The sequence below is a fragment of the Paraburkholderia sp. EB58 genome (assembly GCF_050436665.1).
Taxonomy (GTDB): Bacteria; Pseudomonadota; Gammaproteobacteria; order Burkholderiales; family Burkholderiaceae; genus Paraburkholderia.
Window position 1 is genome coordinate 1 of record NZ_JBNDMQ010000073.1, and the last position, 19,550, is coordinate 19,550.

Sequence of the window (19,550 nt, forward strand, 5' to 3'; positions counted from 1 at the left end):
GCAAAGCTTGCGCTCCCGTGCTGACGCAGCGCGTCCAGGAACACGTGCGAGAGTCCCTGCGCTTTCATGTACGCGAGTGCGTCTTCGTTGATCTGGTAATCGCCATGACCCGCACGCAACAACTCCAGGAAATTGATCCGGCTCTTCGAGTACGTGCTTTGAAACCAGGCGAAATGCTCGTTACCGATGTGAGTGACGTAGCCGTTCTTGCCTTGATGTCGCATGCCGGTATCATCAACCGTCACATACGACGAGAGCGCCAGGCCAGTCGATAACAGCCCATCTTTTTCCGCATGAAAGCGCTCCTTGCCCACTTGCAGTAGCGCGTTCATCTGCCCGGACGAGACCTCGATGCCCCATTCCCGAAGTTGCTCGCATAGCAGCGGCTGCGTGACGTGACAATGGTGATGTTGATAAAGCACATAGCTCGCCAGCGTCGGGCCGAAATGTCCTCCGTGGACTGCCTGCGGAAGTTGCCCGATCAGGGTCTGGCCGTCTGGCGTCTCCCAGCGTGCCAGCCGATATCGCGTATTGCGTGATTCGATCACCAGGTCCTGGACCACGAAATCACGATAGCCCTTGAATCGGGAGCCCGGCGGGATCGGCTCTGCCGGTTCGATCACTTCGTCACGATCGATCTTCAGTTGCCACGTCTTGCTCTTCTTCTCTGATCCGGGTCGTTTGGCCGGTTTCCCATTCTGCGTTCGATCCGGCTCGGCGGCGTTTCCGGCATCCTCGTTCATGCGGCTCGGCTTGAACGTCGGACGCATCTTTTCGCCTTTGAGCACCGCGACTTCGTCTTTCAGATGCCCCATCTCTTCCTGCTGGCGATGGATGATTTCGACCAGTCCGTCACCCCATGCGAACAGCTCCATGACCGCTCGCGTCCGATCAGCTTCGGCGACATGCGGCGCCGCAAGTTTCTTCATCACGATGGCCACCAGACTACGCGAGCTTCCTGGCTTTCCTGAGCTGGCTGGCTTCCTGTTCCAGTTGCTCGACCTCCTGCTGCAGGCCATTAGCCACGGCTGCCAACTGCTCGACCCATGCGAGCACTTCGCGCTCCTGCGGCGTTAGCGCTTCTCGTGCGAAGTCGGGTAGTACGAATTTTTTGGGGAGAGTCACGGGCGCGGATCAAATGATGTTGGCGCGACAAACGTTAACATCACACTCCGTCGTTTACAAGCGCAATTCGTCACCGGGTGCGAGCAAGTTATCGGCCCATCTTCCCTGCAGGTTCACAGCCAGCGGCGCACAGACGCCCTCGTGCTCGCCCCAGGTTATTGAGAAGTTACGCTTCCCGAGCCTCCATCTACCCACACTTTTTACTGACGAACCTGAAATTATTAGGTGAAGCAATCCCAGCGAGAGCGTCCGCTTCCGACGTCCCCTTCCTCAGGCAGACGATCACCTCATAACCCCGGGAAGGGGCGCCATAACGCATAGACGAGTTGTCCCAGTTCAACCGAACCTAATTTCCGGGCGTGCCTAACGAACCTCCTGTTACTCATCGGCCCTCCGGGCAAAAGGCCCAAAGGTACCGGGTTACGGAAATTCGAAATGCGTTTCGGGCTACGGCCCGACGCGGCGACGAGCTTGCTGCGTGGCTCGATTACGCCGATCCTGAGGTGGCTCCTATACGCCGATCATCGAGTGGCTCGAATGCGCCGATCCTGCACTGGCTCGATTACGTCGATCATCTGGTGGCTCGATTACGCCGATCCCGGAATGGCTCCAATACGCCGATCCGTGACACCGACCGCAAAGGGGCACACTACTTCCGCGCGCGCTGGCTGTTCACCCTGGTGTATCCGGGTGGGTTGCGGATCCCCGACGTCAGCGCCAACACGATGGGGCGGTTTTCTGCGCGCCGCGACGCGAACGGTCACGAGCGCTAATGGCTGGAAGTGCTCGGCAAGGGCGACAAGGAAAGGCTGGTCTCTGCCACGAACCCGATGGCGGCGGCACATTCTTGATTATTAGCCCGGTGCAGCAGAGAGGCTATTTCACTGCCTTGCAAGAGTGGCGAGCGCGCTTTCAACCCACTGGAAGCCAATATACTCTTGCTCAAGCCGCAAGTTTTTACGAAGCCGGTTATCACGCAGGTCGTTGAACAGCGCTTGCTCCGCATCGTCGAGCCGCGGCAAGTCGCGGAGCACCTGGTCATGCTCCTCGCCCCATTGAGCTTCGTGGGCGATCAGCGTCGCCCGGTCCATCAGGAAAGACTCAACGTGGTGGAAGCGGCTGCGCAACTGGTCGAGGATAGCGAAGCCATGAGTGTCGATATCTCCCCAGTAGTGGATGCTGCAGCGGGAAAGCCATGCCGCTTTTGACAGCGCGTCCCATCCATAGCCTGCACCGAAGACGACGACCGTATCGGCTAGAGGTGGGAATGCGAGGAAGTTCGTCTCGTTCTCGGTGATGAAAACCCGGCGGATCGGCACGGCCAGCGCGGCAAAGCTGTCTGCATCGACTGCGATATCGGGGTGCGCAGCGCCGGGAAGCATGGGCAACTGCGCGTCGAGCACGCGAAACCGGATACGGGCAGGCTTGTCGAGGAAGCCGTAACGGGCCGCAAATTGCGCGCCGCCGCTTCTTTCTACCGCGACAGCCTCCGGCGGAAGTAAGAGATCGAGCCATTCTCCCAGCACACCGCGCCAGTTTTCAATGAACTTGCTGTGAACACCGGCAATGTCCACTTGTCTCAGGTAAATGCCGGGGCGCGGATGCCGTACGATCCAGTCGACCACCGCCAGTAACCGCTCACATTCGTCAGCTATCTCAAGCGCCTGCAGTGGACGCCGGCGAAACCATACCAGCAGCGCCGGCTGCCGCGAGCCCACGACGGCGAGCAACCGGCCGAAATGCGCCGCGTCGCCACGCTTGCCGATCATCGCCAGCGCACTGTCCAGCTCGTCGATCCAGACCACCTGCGGCACGCGCTGAACACCCAGGACACGATGATTGAACTCGCGCCATTCGATCCGGATCTGCCCGACCGCGACAAGCTCAGCAATCCATTCACGCACGGCCTGGAAACGTTCGGTGAGTTCGGCCGAAGCCGGTCCCTTCAGGACGAGTCGCAGCGGGAACGCACAGCCGGACCGCAGGCCAACCTTCGCTTCTTCGCGAGCGACAAGCACGGCATCCGGCGCCGCATCGGCGCCGGGGCTAACCATGCTGCGCAACAGCTCACCTCGCTCCCACAAGCGGCGCACCTGCGCCTTCAGGTCGCCGGCAGTCGTCCAGCTCACGTCGAACCCTCCGCCTTGCGTGCAAGATGCTCTTCGATCGACAGATTGCGCAGCTTCGAAGCACGTCCCTCATCGTTGTGCACGAAGCCGACGCTGGATACGAACGGCTCGATGATATGGATCTTCTGCAGTGGCGTGACGATCAGCAGTTGCAGATTGAGCTGCCTGAACAACTTGAGCCCGTATTGCGCGGACTCGTCCGAGCCGCGTCCGAACGCTTCGTCGATGACCACGAACCGGAACGAGCGAGACCGTACCGCGCCCCATTCCAGACCGAACTGATACGCGAGGCTGGCCGCGAGAATCGTGTATGCCAGCTTTTCCTTCTGCCCACCCGACTTACCGCCCGAATCCGAATAGTGCTCGTATTCCGTGTCATCTTCGCGCCAGCGCTCGCTTGCGGCAAACAGGAACCAGTTGCGCACGTCGGTGACCTTCGTAGTCCACCGGCGGTCCTGATCCGACAGCCCTTCGCGGCCGCGAAACCGGTCGATAATCGCCTTGACCTGCAGAAACTTGGCTTCCGAATACTGCGCATCGTCCGAACCGGTCAGCGTACCCTCCGTGCAGGCTCGCAGCTCCGCCTGGAAATCGCGGATGTCTGCGTCGGGGCTCGCCTGAGATTCCAGCACGATATAACGACCTGGGTCGTAGTCGATTTGAGCCAGCGATTCGTTGATGCGGGCGATGCGCTCCTTGATCGTCTCGCGTTCCCGCGCCAGCTGCCCGTTGAAGTTGGCAATCTCGTTGATGGTGTTGATGTTCAATAGCTCCTTGAAGCGAGCCTCGAAGCGCGGAAGATCGTCAGTATTCAGGCGCGCCAGCAGCTCGCGATACTCGAACGCGGCTTCGAGGCTGGCGTCGAACTCGGCCGTGTCGAGCTTGTATGCGTCCTTGAACGTCGACATGCTCTTGATGATGCGCTCGGTGAGGCGATCCAGGCGCTTGGCCTCAGCGTCCATACGTGCCTGCAACGCATCACGCAGTTCGCGTTCACGGTTGTCGCATGACTCGACCGAAAGCTGATGCTCGCCCAGAATCTGCGCGCGCAGCACCTCTAGCCGCTCGCGGGTATCGTGGGCGATCGCGGCCAGCCATGCCGCGGTTTGCTCCCGCAATGCATCTGCCGCTTCGCGTCTGGCGTCGATACCGCCTAATTCCCTGTTGGCGTCCGACAATGCCATCTCGCTGTCCTTCAGCGCCGCCTGCACCGACTCGAGTTGCGCGGCCAGTTCCAGCAACGCATTGCTGGCAGTCTCCAGACGCGCTTTCTCATCCTGCAGGCGAGCAATCGTGGCTGAGCACCGCTGCCAATCCAACTCACGAAAATCGTTGAACTCATTCAGCGCCGCCAACACCTCCAACTGCCGCCGCAGCTTCGTCTGATCGCCCTGCGCTTTGGCGATCTGGCCGCCGATGCCGCCGAGGCGCATCTCGAGCGCACGCAGTTGCTCTTCCAGCGCGGCGATCTTGGCGGCGTTGCTCCAGCCGAGGACGTAGCGGCTACGGTCGTCGAGGCGATGGCGGTCGTCTTTCTCATGGCGTTCGCCGGGCGCCTTGACCTGCCCTGTGCGAGTCAGCGCACGGGACTCGCGACGAAACTGCTCCTGCGTCGCGCAGCACGCGTAATCGAATCGCTGTGCCAGCGCCCGCTCCAACCAGCTGTAGAACGGCGAGTCAGGTTTGATCGCGACGTTGCGCACCAGCGAATCACGATGCAACTCGGCGATGTCCTGGTCGCGCGCGGGTCGCACGCGGAAATAGACGAGCCGTCCCGCGAGATGCGTGCGATCCACCCACGCGGCGACATCGGAATAGTGCGCATCGGGCACGAGAAGCGAGAGGCCGAAGTTATGGAGCACCCGCTCTATCGCACCTTCCCATTCGCACGCCTCTTCACGCACCTGGATCAGTTCACCAACGAACGGCATGCTGTCTTCGTCGAGACCGAGTGCCGCGCACAACGCTGCACGCATTGCGACCTGCTCCTTGGGAATATTGCTGCGTCGCGCCTTCAGGCTCGCGACTTCCTCCCCAAGCACGTCATGTTCGCGCTTGCCCTCGCGCAGCAACACGCCCCACTCGGTGATCTGGTTCTGCAGATCGGCTTCTCGCTGACTCACGCCCTCGCGCAGATCGGCCACCTGTTTCCGCTGCGCGATAAAGTCAGGCTCCTCGACAGCGGGGGTCTCACCAATATCGGCAAGCAATTCCGCATGACGTTCGGCGCGCTGCTGGCGTCGATTGCGCTCGCGTTCCTCGTCGCGGATTTCAGCAGCAAGCTGCTCCAGCCGGTCACCGCCTTGCTCGGCAATCGCACGCTTGAGGCGATCGGCTTCCGTTCGCTCCTGATCGCACTGCTCGATACGCCGCTCCTTCAGCGCGGCAACGCGTGCATGATCTTCGGCGAGCAACTGCAACCGCCGATCCAGCAGGCCTAGCTTCAATTCGGCGAAGTACGGCTTCAACGCATCACGGCACACGCGCGAAGCCTCCTGTTCCGCCGCCAGCGCGCCGTGCTGGTCGCAGTCCACCACCAGGGGCTTCAGCAGTTCCACCTGACGCTTCGCCTTGAGCACCGCCTCGTGCGCGCGATTCAGATCGTCGAAGTGCGAGATCAGCGCGGCAATGCGAGGCGCGACGTCGAACGGCTCGAGCATGTGGCTACGCACGAAGTCGGTCAGGTTACCGACCGACTTCATCGACACTGTCTGATGAAACAGCTCGAGCGCCTGCTCATTTTCGATGCCGAAGCGTCGGCGAAACCACGCGCCATATTTCGGAAAGGTGTCTTCGATTTCCGCGCCCAGGCCGCGCAGCTTTTTGCGCAATTGCGCGATATCGGTGCCGAAGTGGACGAAATCAGTCGCTATCGACAAATTCCGCTCAGCGCCCACATAAAAACGCATGGGCTGGCTCTGCGCCTCTTTCATCCAGAAGACCTGCGCGAGCGAGATCGTCTGGTCATACCCTGCGTTGTGGAACACGCCGAGAATCACCGAGTAGCTGTTGCGGTCCCGCAAGGAAACGGGCCTGGCTGTGCCGGTCACCTCATTGCGCTCGGATTTGTAATGCCCTAGCACGTATGAGCGCAGCGTCCGTTCCTTGCTGTCTGCTCCTGCCGCCTTGTTGTAGGCGATGCGCTGGGAGGGGACCAGCAGTGTCGTGATAGCGTCGACCAGCGTCGACTTGCCCGAGCCGATGTCGCCCGTGAGCAGACCGTTCTTGCCGTCTAGCTGAAGCGTCCATACGCGCCCGTCGAATGTGCCCCAGTTAAAAACTTCCAGGCGGGTCATGCGGAAGCCGGAGAGCGTGTCGTCGGCGAGAAAATCCAGCTCCAGCAGTTGTGGCATCGTCTCGTTCGGCTCATTCATCGACATTACCTCCCGGCCCTGCCGTCGTGGCCGCCAGGTGCGCCTGGTACCCGGCAAGACGGGTGTCGAAGTCCGACAGCCATTGCGCGTCGACGAACGCCTTCAGGATGCGCCGCACTTCGAAACTGGATGGGCCGCTGGTGACCTTCAACCGGCGCAGGAAGCCCAGCTCGACGATCTTGTTGATGTGCGTCTCGATCTGATCGATCAGCTTCGCTTCATTGCTGCTGTCCGGAAGGAAGACCCTTACCAGCTCGACGATGTCGTCGCGCGACAGGACCAAGCGCGTATCGCCGCCGCCGGCATCGAATTCGGCAAGCTTCTTGCGCAGCAATGCCAGCAGCAGGCTGACCGGAAAAGAGATCGGCCGACGCGCGATCAAACGCGGCGGCTTTGGCGCCGCGCCATCTTCAGCCTGCTCGGGACGGCTGCGCAGGAACGCGTAGCCTTCGGCCTCGTCGAGTACCAGCTCCAGGCCCAGTACCGATATATAGTCCCGTACGCGCGCCTGCAGATCGAGCAACGCGCCCCATAGACGTTCATCGCCCTCACGATAGATCACGCCTTTGAGCAGCGTGATCGCAAGTGTCGACAGATCGGCGTTCGCCGCCACCTCTTGCCGTTCGTCTTCCATCTTCACCTCACAAAGATCACACGTGGTAGCCGGGCGCGTCGTGCCTTCGGCGTCTCGTCGCGACGGGTTGTTTGCCACGCGATGACTTCGTGCGTGTCTTCGTCCACGACCGTCTTAAACGCGTCACTGCCCAGTTGCAGATACGCGACCAGTTCCGCAAGACCTTGCTGCAGCGGGTGCGATTCAATCAGCTCGCGCAGCGTCACTTGCGCCCGATCCTGCAACGCCTGGCGGATATGACCCGCGAGCTGCGCGCGGTCAACCACCACTTGCGAATACAGCGCCGCGGCATCCAGATCGACGTCGCCCGTTTCCAGCGCAATATCCGTGATAACCGGCTTCTGCACCGGCGCGTGCAGCGGACGTTCCATCGGAAGCTCGACGTCGGATGACGACTCGGCAAGATTCATTATCTCGCCGACCGGCGGCGTGTCGCGTACGGCTAGCGCCCTGGCCTCGATGCCTCGCAGGATGTCCATGATGCGGCGGTTCTCCAGCCATGCCTGGTCGTCGAGGAACCGGCGCAACTGCTGCGACAGTTGCGCGACCGTGCGCTGCGTGTGTTCGCCCGCTTCCAGCCAGTCGTAGTGCACACGACTGGTACGAGCGTCGGGCTTCAGGTTGGCCACCACGGGCAATGCGAGCACTCGCGCGAGCCGTTCGGTGAGTTCCTCCTGGCGAGTGCTCGACATCAGGAAATCCCAGAATGCGCGGAAGCTTTTGCCCTGATCCGAGTCACCGATCGCGTCGCGCTCGCCCATGATCTCCTCCAGTAGCGCGCCCTTCGAACCTTCCCATAGCGCGATGCGCTCGCGCACGCGACGGTCGAGCATGCGGAAGTTCTGCTCCACCTCCCGAAAGTCGGTTAGCAGGTCGCGCGCCAGCTGCATGAATTGCTGGAAGCGATCTTTGAGCGCCGTGTCGTTTAACAGTGGAAGGTCCCCGGATATCGCCCGCGCGATCTCGGCGTCGATCTCCTCACGACGCTTGTGTAACTCGGCGATGCGCTTTTGCGGATCGGGTTCGCTGCCCTCGCTCATTTGCCGCAGTAACTCGAACAACGTGAGCAGGCGTGACTCCGTGCCGACGAAGCTGCGTCCCGTGAGCGCGTCCAGCCAGACGATCGCTTTTTCCGTCGCTGGCGTAAGGTCGAAGTGGGGTTCGTCCGAGCCCTGGCGGTAGAACTTGCGCAGCCAGCCTTTTTCCGGGCTTGCCCAGTCGTTGAGGTAATCGAGCGCGCGCTTTGGATAGGTGTCCGCGCCCAGGCGATCGCGCAGTGCATACAGTTCGTCTTCCAGCGCTTCAGATAGGTCAGCGGCGGACATCACGCGCACGTTCGGAACCACGAAAACGCGATGCAGGAAGCTCGCCACCAACGGGGCGTGGTCGGAACGTAATAGCCGCCATGCTGGATGGTGCGCGCGAAGGGTGTCGAGGGTTGAGTAGTCGAGGATCATGGCTTGGGTCTCGGGCCGGATCGTATCACTGGGTACGATCCGGCCACGCGCTCAGGTTAACCCGACGATTGTAACAATACGCCATTTGGGCACCCACTTCCGCATGCCTGGCGCAAGAGGAAAACTGTCATCGCACACCCTCAGCGGCTTCCGTCTTCGATACCCTTGCGCAGCAAAGCGTGTGAAATTTCCGACAGGGCATCTGCAAGCCGCCTTGCCGTGTCCGGCGGTGGCAGGGGCAACCTAAGGCTGCGTACGCCTGTGGCAGGGTCACGTTCGACCCATGGGTGGGCGGCAGCCCCATCGTTCGACGCGCTCAGTGCGGATACCAGTTCCACGCCAAACTGCAACAACCCCGACCAGGGATCAGGGCGCGCGTCTTGTGGCGCTGTGTGGGCGGCGACGGCTTTGGGTCGGGTTCCGGCATCGTCGATGCCTGTTTCTCCAGTTTGCGCGTTTTCCTTCAGTTCACCGGGCGCGGCGGCGACATTGATGGCCTCTTCCACCACGGCCATTGCCTCGCCTTCGCCCATGCGGCCCGTGACGTTTTCCACATCCTTCATGAAGCGGTTCAGACGTGAGCCGCCGAGCGAAATTTCGCCTGCGCCGCCATCGAGAATACCCGCCGACAGGGAGCGCTTGAAAGCCAGCACCGACAGCATGCCCTCCTCGATCGTTCCCTTGGCAACGTAGTTGATGATTTGTACAGGCTTGCGCTGCCCCATGCGGTGTATGCGCGCAATGCGCTGTTCAAGCACCGCCGGGTTCCACGGCAGATCCATATTGACGAGCGTCGAAGCGTGTTGCAGGTTGAGCCCCGTGCTGCCCGCGTCCGTCGACAGGAAGACGCGGCAGTCTGGGTCGTCCCGGAAACGCTCCACCAAGGCAGGCCGCCTCTCCGACGGAACGCCGCCGTGGAAGCTGACATAACCGATGCCGAGTTTCTTCAGTCGGCGAATGACGATCTCATGAGTGCCCGTCCATTGGCTGAACACCACCGCTTTCGCTTCCGGCTGGGCGAAGAGAGATTCAAACAGCGTCGCCAACTCGTCTGCCTTTACGCCGTGGTCGGTTTCCTGATCCAGAAGATAGGTGCTGTTGCACGACATGCGCATGTTTTGCAAGGCGCAGGTGAGTCGTCGCTGGTCCTGGTCCGACAGAAACTTCGTTTTGCGCCAGCGCTGGACAATTTTGGCCACGACGTCCGCATTCTCCGTGTGATAGGCCATCTGCATCTCGGTCATCGGCACCAGCAGATTCTGGTCGGTACGGTTCGGCAACTGACGCAGCACCTCAGACTTGCGCCGGCGGATCATGATCGGCGCCAGGGTCTGGTTGATCTTCTCAAGTCGGGTGTAGCCGGTCACACGTCCGGCTTCGTCCTTGACCTGATGCTCATGCAGCAGCTTCCAGGTGGGTCCGAGGCGATGCTGATCGACGAACTGGACGATGGAAATGAGTTCTTCCACCTTGTTTTCCAGTGGTGTGCCCGTGAGCACCACGGCATAGGGACTGTCGATGCGCTTGAGTGCTTTCGCCGCGATGGTGTTCCAGTTCTTGATGCGCTGTGCTTCGTCCACGATCACAAGCTCCGGTGCCCACGCAGAGATCATGTCAAGGTCGGATTTCAGCTTCTCGTAGTTGGTGATCTTGCAGAAGTCTTCCTCGGCGTATTCGTTCTGCCTCTCGACGAGACTTCCTGCGACCACACGCGACGCCCGGCCGGAGAAGCGAAGAATCTCGCTCTGCCACTGATACTTGAGCGAAGTCGGGCAGACCACGAGTACCCTCGACACACCGAAATGTCGCGCCAGAATCTCCGCTGCCGTAATCGCCTGAACAGTCTTGCCCAAGCCCATTTCGTCGCAGATCAAGGCACGCCCGGCGCGCACGGCAAACAACGCGCCTTCGGCCTGATAGGGGTAAAGCGGCACCTTGAGCATCCTCTTCAGCAGCGGGTCAGCCGCCCCACGCGGGAACACGGCAGTCAGCGCCGTGGCGCGACGCGACGCGTCGCTGCGGCCTGCGACGAAATCGAGCGCGTCGTCGTAGGCGCGCAATTCGTGACCTGTCTTCGCCGCGTCGGCGAGAAAACGACCCAGATCGTCGAAACGAGCCTCCGGTAACCGCCACCCATCAGACACGTCGAACAACATCGCGGCGGACTTCGCTACCTTCGGCGGACAATCTGTACCGGCGCGAAAATGGATCGTTCGCCCACCGTCGTTCCGCAGATACAGTTCCGAGAATGCAGGCTGGTAGCCGCGGGCAAAGGCCGCCCTGGCACCGCGTTTTCTTTCCAGTCTGGACAGTGTGAATTCGATATGCTTGCAGGTACCCAATTCGTTGGTCGCATAGTCAGGACAGGCACAGAAGTTGTCGCCGGGCCGTGTCCCGCGGATTGCCACACGATAACTGGATTTCGACTCTGGATTATCGACACGAAACTCCGAGAAAAACGGCTCCGTTCCGAGATTCTCCAGGCTGAAAACCTGCTCGCGCCCGAACTGGCGGCGCAAAGCGCGCTGCCAATCAGCGGGGGGCATGTGATCCGGCGCGTGGGTGCGAGAAAGCTTCGGAGCTTTAGCCGGCTTGGCAACATTGCGCTTGCTTTTCATAACTTCCGGGTAGTCATAGGTTGATAGACACTTGCCTTGTCGATTCATCAGCCTTCGAACTACCTCCGTGTGCAGTTCTTCGAAGACCTTGTCCCTCAGCTTCCACGCATCGACTTTGACGCGGACAATCAGTTCCATCCAGCGTGCCGGGCCGCAAGTTCACTCTGCCGTCACCACACTGCGTCGGTGCAAATGCGCAGTTTGGCCGCTGCCGCGCAGCGGAGTGGTCCTGGAGATGCTATGCGCGAACGCCGTACCGTCAAAGCATCCCGTCCATAGATGACCTTGGGGCAGCGCTTCGCCTCGCTGGACTGAGGAGGGTTTGATTTACTCCATTTTACCGGCCCCGGACCAGGTCTATAAGAATCGCCCGAAGTTCCGGCGGGTGCTGCGTTCAGACCCGGTGTCGCGCCGCATCGGTACCGACCAGATGCGCGTTATCCTGCGGCGAAGGTCGATACCTAGCTATCCGAGGCCCGAACGCCAGATGTCCGACTTTCGCGATGCACGTCGCATGCAGTCTTTTCTCTCATCCTCGAGGGCGGGCTCAAGCGCCGTTCGAATGGCCTCGTCAAGAAAGCGTTCGCGCTCGCATAGCAACACAACATCGCATTCGTAGAGGACCGCCGGGTCCGTCAATTCTTTGTGACGAGGCTTAAGCAACAAATAAACCTCCGTAACTTGGGGCGCGTTCGCGAGTGCCTTACGTAACTTGTCCTCTGCGCCAACGTTCTGCAGACGAATATTGAACTTGACAGGCAGCGCCGCGCGCACATAGCGGGTCGTGAGCCAATCCAGTAGATCGTCGCGGCCGCGTGTCAATGATTAGCGCCTCAGGTGGTCCCGCACGACGCTTGATCCGCTCAAGCGCGTAACGGCGCACTGTATCAAGCGCCGCCTGATCCGACCACGGTGCATCGGCTACAAAGTGATGCAGACGTTGGTGTTCCGAGCGCACCCGGTCCGGTGAAAGATGCGCAGCCATAGGTTCAACGCTCTTGCGCGTGACCGGCAACATCAACCGCGTGCAGTAGCCACGAAATGGCTCGACACGATCAGCGTGTCCGAGCGACTGAGTCATCAGGGACACGTACTCGTCGGACCGCTCCGAATGACGTTCCATCGCATTCCTCACAATTTATCTGAAGACAAGCGCATAATGCCTTTTTTTTGACACAGTGGTACTTGTATGGGGCAGTCGAAATCAAGCCCTTTGGTGATCTGTTTTCCGTGGGTTAGTTACCTCCATGTGAGTGTGCTGCGGGTTGTCCATCGCTGGCGAGCGGGTCGCCTGTCACGACCACGACGCTGGCCGGCGGCGGACAACCCGCACGGGGAAGAATTCCTGATTGATGATCGGAGTCCTTCTTATAAAGCCAAACTTAAACACGGGTTAGGTCGGAGTGTTTGATGTCTGGGCAACCGCCCCCGGACCAACATCTATCCGTGCCGGCGCCAGGCCAGTCACCTCATACCGCATGCGCAGACCGCTGGAACCACTCCGTTACCGACGCGCCCCATCTACAACTACGCTTGCCCGCCGGGCAAGCCTCCTACTGTCCGGGCCCGCCGACCTTCAGGCCGTGTCATCGATCGTCATTCGCCGCTCAGGTTGCAACCGTGTTGCTGCCGGGTCGCTTGAGTGTTGCCCCGAGCGGGATCTTCCACGTCTTCGGGACCGGCGGCCATAAGACCAACGCCTTGCCTCCGCTCTCACGCGCAGTCGACCGCATTCTTAAATGCTTTGCCGGCGTTGGCCTTATTCAAGTTATCTTCGGTGAACTTTTCCTCGTGAAAGATGATTTCCGACATCAGTTCTCTCGTCGCGTCGTAGATGGCGACACGCCTCTAGAAATGCTCGAGCTTCAATGACTTTTGCCATTCTTGATTGAACAAACGCAGCCAAAGATAGCTATGGCGGGCGTCGCAAGAGCCCCTAGATAAGCCGTCCAAGCCGGGGGCAGACGGAGGCGGCACGCCTTGCATCGCGCAATGCTCCAAAACGACGACCGATGGCGTTGAAAAGGCCGATAGGTATGTCATCCAATCCGGAGACACTGAGGGGCATCATGGCTTGTGGCTTGCCTCTCACGTCGAGGTTCCTGCATCTGCCTGCGCTTCCCTACTGCCCCACGGCAGCGGTCTGAAAGCGAACGCTTCCAAACCGTCGCCGGTCATGCAGCCTTCAGCGGGTGCTCTTTCAGGTAGGTTTTCAGCGCGTCATTCATGCGCGTCTGCCAACCCGATCCGGTTGCCCTGAATGCCTCCAGAACGTCAGCGTCATAGCGCATCGTGACCTGCTCTTTCGGGTTCTCCTTCGGCGGGCGGCCCATGCGCTTCTGCATGACTTCCGCGAACGGGCGCGCCTTCGAGAAATCATCGGCGGTCCATTCCGGGTTATCCGAATCGGCTTCGATGCCACGCTGGATTGCTGCCTCCTCGGCGGCAGTGTTGCGGATCAGCTTAGTCTTGCTCATATGCATCAATCTCCATATTGCTCGCCTTGCGCAGGCTGATGATGCGCATGGTCTCGTCGCGGGGCGTGAAAACCACGTTGTACAGCCGCCCGCCCAACAGGGCAATGCCCCTGTACCGATCCTCGCCGTAGGCGTGCCGCGTATCGGGTATCGGGTATCACGTGCATCCCATCCCAATCGAGCCGCGCGGCCCCGGCGAGCGATACGCCGTGCTTGCCTTGGTTGCTGGCGTTTTCCGCCGGATCAAATGTGATTTTCATTCGACTTATTGTAGTGTCAGAAAATCTGGCACGCAAGGACTTTCCGTAACCCCAAAATGTCCCTGATCGCTATTTCATGAGCGCATACGTTGCAGGCTCCGCCACAACACGAGGCACCCATGACCATCTGTCTCGTTCCATGCGTCGGAAAGAAGCCGGCGACCGCTGCCCCGGCACGCGAGCTGTATACGTCCGAGTGGTTCACCCGCACGAGGGCGTTGGTCGAAGGGACCGGCTCGCAGTGGTTCATCCTCTCCGCGCTTCACGGCCTTCCACTGCTTCGCGATCGCTGATCTCCGATCCGGGTAATGTCGTGTGCGCAAAAGTCGCTCGAGACTTGCAGGCCGGACCGAGGCGACTTGCGTTTCCATTGGCGCCAAACTCGTCCGAAAACCAACGCGCCGCTGCGTCCCCGCCCTCAAGAGAGCAAAGGATAGCCAGCGAGGCCGGCCACGATCAGAACAGTCGCGCGCAGAGGTCGCTCAGGTTGGCTCACTTGATGGCGGTTACAAGTGTCCGGCCCGTGGTGCCGAGCGATCCGGTCATCGCCGGTTGTCCGCGCGATTCGGCGACGATGCGCACGCGGTAGCGCTGCAGAGCCGCGGTCGGCGGGCACAACGCTTCCCGGTGAATCCGCGACGTATCTTCTCCATACCAGCATCTGTATTGCCATCCAGTCAGCTTCAAGGCCGCAGTGCGTCTACGGCAACGCTGTACCTGATGCTACCAGGCTCGATCAGGGCTCATCCATGCCGATCCCCGGCGCAATCAGACATCCGACGTGGGAGCTCCCGAGGCGGCGGTCCACCGGTACGACTTCGACCGGCGGCTGACGCTGGCCATTAGTGTCCGTTCCCCGTCTCCTTGAAGGCCTTGCCAGCTACGAACTTCACGGTCTTCGCCGCGGCAATCTGGATTTCGGCGCCGGTTGCCGGATTGCGGCCGGTGCGCGCGGCACGGGCACCCGTCGAAAACGACCCGAAGCCAATCAGCTGAACCGTGTCCCCTTCGTCACGGCAGCGGAAATGGCGCCGAAGAACGCATCGATCGCCTCGCCCGTTGCGGCCTTGCTTTCGCCGGTCGCCGCGGCGACCGCATCCTGCGCCAGGCTGCTTCTACTTTTAGCTTCAAAGCGGGCTTGCTTTCGTTTCATTGCACGAGGGCGCAGCAATCAGGTACGGTGACGACTTCATAACCACAACAAGGAGTTCACAACTGGTCGACGTCGCACACTCAGGACGTCGTCTACCACCGTGCCATTCATTTCGTACTCTGTTCGCCGCCAGGTCCGTAGAGGTCCGATAACTTTTCGCTTGATCCGTCATCGCTATGTTGAGGCCCTGTCGGTGGAGCCGCTCTGTTCGCTTTTCTTTCCCTCCGCTCGCCGCCGCACTTCCACACGCTTCACGACTTCTTCCAGAGATTGCACGTGTTCTGGCGCAGTACGACCAAAGCGCCTGCTATAACAATGCGCGATAAATTCCCCGAGGGGTCGCTTCCACAACTCCTGCTGCCCGGTAGCCAGCGATCCGAATTTTCGGGGATTCGATCCCGGTTCGCGAGCCATCTGGATCTGGGTATGGCTCAACCTGAAGTGCTGCCTCGCTTCGAACCACGGCTGAAGCTTCGATGGTATCGGCATCAGTGCTCCCCTTTACGCCAACTGGTGGCGGTCAATCGTTCCAGCGCCGCGTAGTAACGCGCCTGCGAGGCCGCAGCATCGTCGTTCTGATTGTCTTCAAAATATCAAACAGATGCTCTGCGACGACCTGAGCCGGTCGCGTGAACAGCGTCGTGTCGCGTAAGCCCTTCTTTCCTGAGACGATGCACCGCGCGGACCACGGGCTCAAGGTTCAGGGCGATCTGGGTTTCGATGGTCGTGTGAAGCGCACCGTGTGCCGTGACGTTGGGAAGTTTGATCCGCGCGACACGGTGATACGTTTCGACGAGGGCAATTCGCTCCTGTTCGTCGAGTTCGAGCCATGATTCAGGTTTGGGCGCGCATTCGGGGTTGTACTCTTCCATGATGCAAGTCCTTTAACGACTTCTGCCTATCGTAAAACTGCCGGCTGCGTTGCGCTCCAGTTCAGTCATCGGCGGTGAAACGGGTGGCTCGCCCCACAAGACCGGGACCGAACCCGTTGACGCCAACACGCCTAGCCACGGGCCGTGCGGGAACCGTCAATCCCGGTGCACTGCATTTTTACGGCAAGCTTGAACCGCTTGCCCAAGCACAGGCGTTCTCCGCCTTTCTCGCGCCGGCCGCACAGGCGGAGTGGGTGGTCTATGCGAAGCCTCCCTTCGGCGACGCCCGGCACGTACTCGACTATCTGGGCCGCTACACCCATCGCGCTATCTCCAACAACCGGCTGATGCGCTTCGACGGCAACGATGTCACGTTTCGATGGAAAGACTATAAACACGGCGCCGCGCACAAGACCATGACGCTCAGAGCCGATGAATTCATCCGTCGTTTCCTGCTGCATGTGCTGCCTGACGGGTTCAAGCACATTCGCAGTTACGGCCTGCCCGCCAATCGCCACCGCGCAAGAAACATCCAGCTTAACGGAAGACTACCGTGACCGTTACCAGCGACTCACCGGCCGGTCATTACGCGATTGCCCCGCCTGCGGCAAGGGCCACATGGTGTGCATCGAAACCTTTCTGCCCGGCGCACTGCCGCGCGTACCGCCGCACATTCACCATGCTCACTGATCCGCTTTGGCACGACTACCGATCACGTTTCCATTCATTCCCGGTGGCGACGCGCCCGGGCTTGCGTCATCGAGTCTTCGCCGTATACCAACGACCCGGAATTTGCGTCATTCATCTCGCCAGGACCACGCCTGCACCACCGTCGCGCGACCGTCGACTTCGCCTCATCGTAGCCCGGTGCCCCGTCAACGCGTGTGGAGCGTGCTGGATAACCGCATCGACGATTCAATGCCCATAGCACGACCGCCTGCGGAGCGGTTCAGCACAAACGGTTTTTTGGTTACCGATTGCGGTCCAACCTGTACGGACTCGCTTATACGTCTGTAGCCGCAATCGCTAACCAAAAAAACCTTTGCTTTATGGGAAGTTCTGCCTAACGCGGAGTTGCAGATCAGGTTCGCCGCGAATCCGGCTGGCCGTGTCGGTTTGGTGTCTGGCAAGTTGCCATTCAACTCCCCATAAAAATTGCGGCCTGTCGTTGCTATGGTGGTCTTGCTTTCCCTGGCATCATAGGAGGATGTGATGCTAGACACATACCTGGTGGCACCCAAAAACCTTGAAACGCCTTCGCTCCGGGCCCAGCGGAGCCTTCATTGATGACATTGCTGATGCGCTCGACCGGGACGGATACTCCGCGGCCAGCGCCGTACATTATCTGCGAGCCGCCGACCATCTGGGCCGCTTCATGCTGGCGCACGGCGGTACCCTGCCCGATGCGGGCCCACAAACTCCAGAAATCTTCTATCGTCATCTGCCTACCTGCACCTGTCCGGAAGCAAAAGGAGGTAAAGCCAACCACCATCTGTATTTCGGTGCCAAGCGCTTTCGCGAATACCTGATTGAGATCGGCGTCTGCCAGGACAACAAGCCCTCGATTGTCGAGATTCGAGAACCTGGGATCGTGGGCGGTTTCCGGCGATGGTTGCACACGCACCGAGGCGCGAAAGCGTCAACCATTCGGCTCTACTGTCGTGATGCCGCAGTGATGGTGGAGGTGCTTGGTAGTGACGCGACCCGGTGGGACGCAAAGCACGTGCGCACGTTCCTGTTGAACAGTGCCTGCAACTGTGGCATCGGTACCGCAGAAAAGCTGGTCACCAGCGCGCGAGCCTTCCTGCGTTGCCTCGGTGTTCAGGGTTTATGTCGAGCCGAACTCGATCAAGCGGTTCGGGCGTTGGCGCACTGGCGCCTGGCGACACTGCCACGGTGTCTGAGCGCTGACGAAGTTGACCGTCTGATTGCCGCATGCGATGGCAATTCACGCGGACGCCTTCGCGATCGCGCGATTGTCCTGTTGCTGGTGCGACTCGGGGTTCGCGCTGGTGACCTGGCGAACCTTCGCATGAGGGATATCGAGTGGGAAACCGGGACGCTGCGCGTCTCGGGAAAGGGACGCTATGAAGTTCGTCTCCCGCTGCCGCAGGATACTGGTGAGGCACTTCTGCGGTACATCGAGACGCGACCTCGAGTTGCCTGCGGCGACCACGTCTTTGTTCGAAACATCGCCCCCTTCCAGCCGTTTATCTCAGGCGATTGCATATCGTCGGTAGTGAAGCGTGCACTAAAACGGGCCGGGGTGAGTTCGCCCGCCAAAGGCGCACATCTGCGGCGCCACACAGCGGCGACCGAGATGTTGCGTCATGGGCTTCCCCTCGACCAGATTGGTCAGGTCCTGAGGCATCGCGGCATCGATACCACGGCCTATTACGCCAAGGTCGACGTCGCGCTGCTCAGGCAAATCGCGCAGCCATGGCCGGAGGTGATGAAATGATGTCGGCCGTGGAGTCCTATCTTGCCGCGCGGCGTGCCGCGGGCTTCAAATTACTGAACGCAGACCCTGCGCTTCGGTAATGAGGTGGTGCTTTGAACCTGGTCGCGCGCGGTCTGTGGGATTGGGTCCCACTTTTGACCAGCGCCCATGGCACGGATTGAAGAGGAGTCGACGATGACCGGGACCAATCGATCTGGTCGGCCGCACGCAAGCGCGCAAGCAGCACTTCGTGTAGCTCGTCCCACACGCCGGCCGCTTGCAAGTCGCGAAGGCGGCGCCAGTAGCTCATACCGCTGCCACAGCCCATTTCCTGTGGTAGCAGATCCCAGCGCAGACCAGTCTGGAGGATGAACAGGATGGCCGTCAGTACCGCACGATTGTCGAGCGGCTTGCGCCCGGGATGCCGTGAGCGCCGAGGCGTGGGCGGCGGCAGCAACGGTTCGATGAGTGCCCATAGGTCGTCGTCAAGTATCGGTCTGGCCACGTCCTTTTCGCCGTCGAAACAACGGTCAGGTTAACAGGAACGATCGAGAGTTAACAGCCCCACACATCATTTTGTTAAGGCTTCTTAGTGATCGTCTATCAGGAGGATGGAATTCGCGCCAATCATGCAAGTATCCGTGTCCAGCATTCAATACTCACCCTGGTACCCGGCGCTGCATCACTTAGTCTGATGGTGAAGTCATGCACGTGCATGACTGCCGATACAATGCTTAGGCCTACCCCCGAACCCGCAATATGCCGGGTGCGGTTGCTTCGATAGAAGCGTTTAAGCACAGCATCACGATCTCCCTGCGGGATTCCGGGCCCATTGTCGATCACTTCCACCCGCGGGCCGGACGGCGTCGCATCGAGTTCAATCCGCACTGTTCCGCCACTCGGTGTGAACTTCAACGCATTGTCGACGAGATTGTTCAGCGCCTCGAACAACAGGCCGCGGTCCGCGTGGATCGTGCCCACGTGCTGCGTGCGCACGACGAACTGGATCGA

Annotated in this window: 15 protein-coding genes and 4 pseudogenes; 5 read left to right on the forward strand and 14 right to left on the reverse strand. The window is 60.4% G+C overall.

Going from position 1 to position 19,550, the window contains the following annotated elements:
- A partial coding sequence (locus P3T40_RS44025) for a hypothetical protein (protein WP_429273944.1) occupies positions 1 to 929 on the reverse strand: 929 nt, incomplete at its 3' end.
- Positions 930 to 945: 16 nt separating this feature from the next.
- On the reverse strand, positions 946 to 1,125 hold the full coding sequence (locus P3T40_RS44030; protein ID WP_429273945.1) for a hypothetical protein: 180 nt from the start codon (positions 1,123 to 1,125) through the stop codon (positions 946 to 948).
- Between the two features lie 503 nt (positions 1,126 to 1,628).
- Between P3T40_RS44030 and P3T40_RS44035 the strand changes: the two genes are divergently transcribed.
- Positions 1,629 to 1,898 (forward strand): hypothetical protein, encoded by a 270-nt coding sequence (locus tag P3T40_RS44035; protein WP_429273946.1) that lies wholly within the window; start codon positions 1,629 to 1,631, stop codon positions 1,896 to 1,898.
- Between the two features lie 108 nt (positions 1,899 to 2,006).
- On the opposite strand, the gene P3T40_RS44040 is transcribed toward P3T40_RS44035, so the two are convergent.
- From P3T40_RS44040 to P3T40_RS44080, 9 genes and pseudogenes are all read right to left on the reverse strand, one after another.
- Positions 2,007 to 3,254 carry a Wadjet anti-phage system protein JetD domain-containing protein gene (locus tag P3T40_RS44040; RefSeq protein ID WP_429273947.1) on the reverse strand — a complete coding sequence of 416 codons (1,248 nt, stop codon included), beginning with the start codon at positions 3,252 to 3,254 and terminating at the stop codon, positions 2,007 to 2,009.
- Positions 3,251 to 6,634, reverse strand: coding sequence for an ATP-binding protein (locus P3T40_RS44045; RefSeq protein WP_429273948.1), 3,384 nt, complete (start codon positions 6,632 to 6,634; stop codon positions 3,251 to 3,253). Before P3T40_RS44045 ends, P3T40_RS44040 begins: the two co-directional genes overlap by 4 nt.
- Complete coding sequence (locus P3T40_RS44050) at positions 6,621 to 7,262, reverse strand: DUF4194 domain-containing protein (protein ID WP_429273949.1); 642 nt, start codon at positions 7,260 to 7,262, stop codon at positions 6,621 to 6,623. Before P3T40_RS44050 ends, P3T40_RS44045 begins: the two co-directional genes overlap by 14 nt.
- A 2-nt stretch (positions 7,263 to 7,264) precedes the next feature.
- A complete protein-coding gene (locus tag P3T40_RS44055; RefSeq protein ID WP_429273950.1) occupies positions 7,265 to 8,719 on the reverse strand; it encodes a DUF3375 domain-containing protein in 1,455 nt (484 codons plus the stop codon).
- 140 nt (positions 8,720 to 8,859) lie between these two features.
- Positions 8,860 to 11,475 (reverse strand): DEAD/DEAH box helicase, encoded by a 2,616-nt coding sequence (locus P3T40_RS44060; RefSeq protein WP_429273951.1) that lies wholly within the window; start codon positions 11,473 to 11,475, stop codon positions 8,860 to 8,862.
- Positions 11,476 to 11,802: 327 nt separating this feature from the next.
- Positions 11,803 to 12,159, reverse strand: coding sequence for a hypothetical protein (locus P3T40_RS44065; protein ID WP_429273958.1), 357 nt, complete (start codon positions 12,157 to 12,159; stop codon positions 11,803 to 11,805).
- Positions 12,155 to 12,460: pseudogene (locus tag P3T40_RS44070) on the reverse strand (transposase); the annotation flags it as partial. The gene P3T40_RS44065 and the pseudogene P3T40_RS44070, both read right to left, overlap by 5 nt.
- Before the next feature lie 1,051 nt (positions 12,461 to 13,511).
- Positions 13,512 to 13,814, reverse strand: a complete 303-nt coding sequence (locus tag P3T40_RS44075) for a BrnA antitoxin family protein (protein ID WP_429273952.1) — start codon at positions 13,812 to 13,814, stop codon at positions 13,512 to 13,514.
- Positions 13,801 to 13,911, reverse strand: a complete 111-nt coding sequence (locus tag P3T40_RS44080; RefSeq protein WP_429273953.1) for a hypothetical protein — start codon at positions 13,909 to 13,911, stop codon at positions 13,801 to 13,803. Before P3T40_RS44080 ends, P3T40_RS44075 begins: the two co-directional genes overlap by 14 nt.
- A 282-nt stretch (positions 13,912 to 14,193) precedes the next feature.
- Here P3T40_RS44080 and P3T40_RS44085 point away from each other — a divergent pair, with 282 nt between their 5' ends.
- Positions 14,194 to 14,367, forward strand: a complete 174-nt coding sequence (locus P3T40_RS44085; protein WP_429273954.1) for a DUF6884 domain-containing protein — start codon at positions 14,194 to 14,196, stop codon at positions 14,365 to 14,367.
- 549 nt (positions 14,368 to 14,916) lie between these two features.
- Here P3T40_RS44085 and P3T40_RS44090 read toward each other — a convergent pair.
- Positions 14,917 to 15,227, reverse strand: a pseudogene (locus tag P3T40_RS44090) (HU family DNA-binding protein).
- A 629-nt stretch (positions 15,228 to 15,856) separates the two neighbouring features.
- Between P3T40_RS44090 and P3T40_RS44095 the strand changes: the two are divergent.
- The 3 genes and pseudogenes from P3T40_RS44095 (at position 15,857) to P3T40_RS44105 (ending at position 18,560) form a co-directional block, all read left to right on the forward strand.
- Positions 15,857 to 16,060 carry a hypothetical protein gene (locus tag P3T40_RS44095; protein WP_429273955.1) on the forward strand — a complete coding sequence of 68 codons (204 nt, stop codon included), beginning with the start codon at positions 15,857 to 15,859 and terminating at the stop codon, positions 16,058 to 16,060.
- A 287-nt stretch (positions 16,061 to 16,347) separates the two neighbouring features.
- A pseudogene (locus tag P3T40_RS44100) lies at positions 16,348 to 16,789 on the forward strand (transposase); the annotation flags it as partial.
- Positions 16,790 to 17,345: 556 nt separating this feature from the next.
- Positions 17,346 to 18,560 (forward strand): site-specific integrase, encoded by a 1,215-nt coding sequence (locus P3T40_RS44105; RefSeq protein ID WP_429273956.1) that lies wholly within the window; start codon positions 17,346 to 17,348, stop codon positions 18,558 to 18,560.
- A 63-nt stretch (positions 18,561 to 18,623) separates the two neighbouring features.
- On the opposite strand, the pseudogene P3T40_RS44110 reads toward P3T40_RS44105, so the two are convergent.
- Both P3T40_RS44110 and P3T40_RS44115 read right to left on the reverse strand, forming a co-directional pair.
- Positions 18,624 to 19,044, reverse strand: a pseudogene (locus P3T40_RS44110) (transposase); the annotation flags it as partial.
- 122 nt (positions 19,045 to 19,166) lie between these two features.
- Positions 19,167 to 19,550, reverse strand: a 384-nt coding sequence (locus P3T40_RS44115) for a sensor histidine kinase (protein ID WP_429273957.1), incomplete at its 5' end; no start/stop codon positions are given.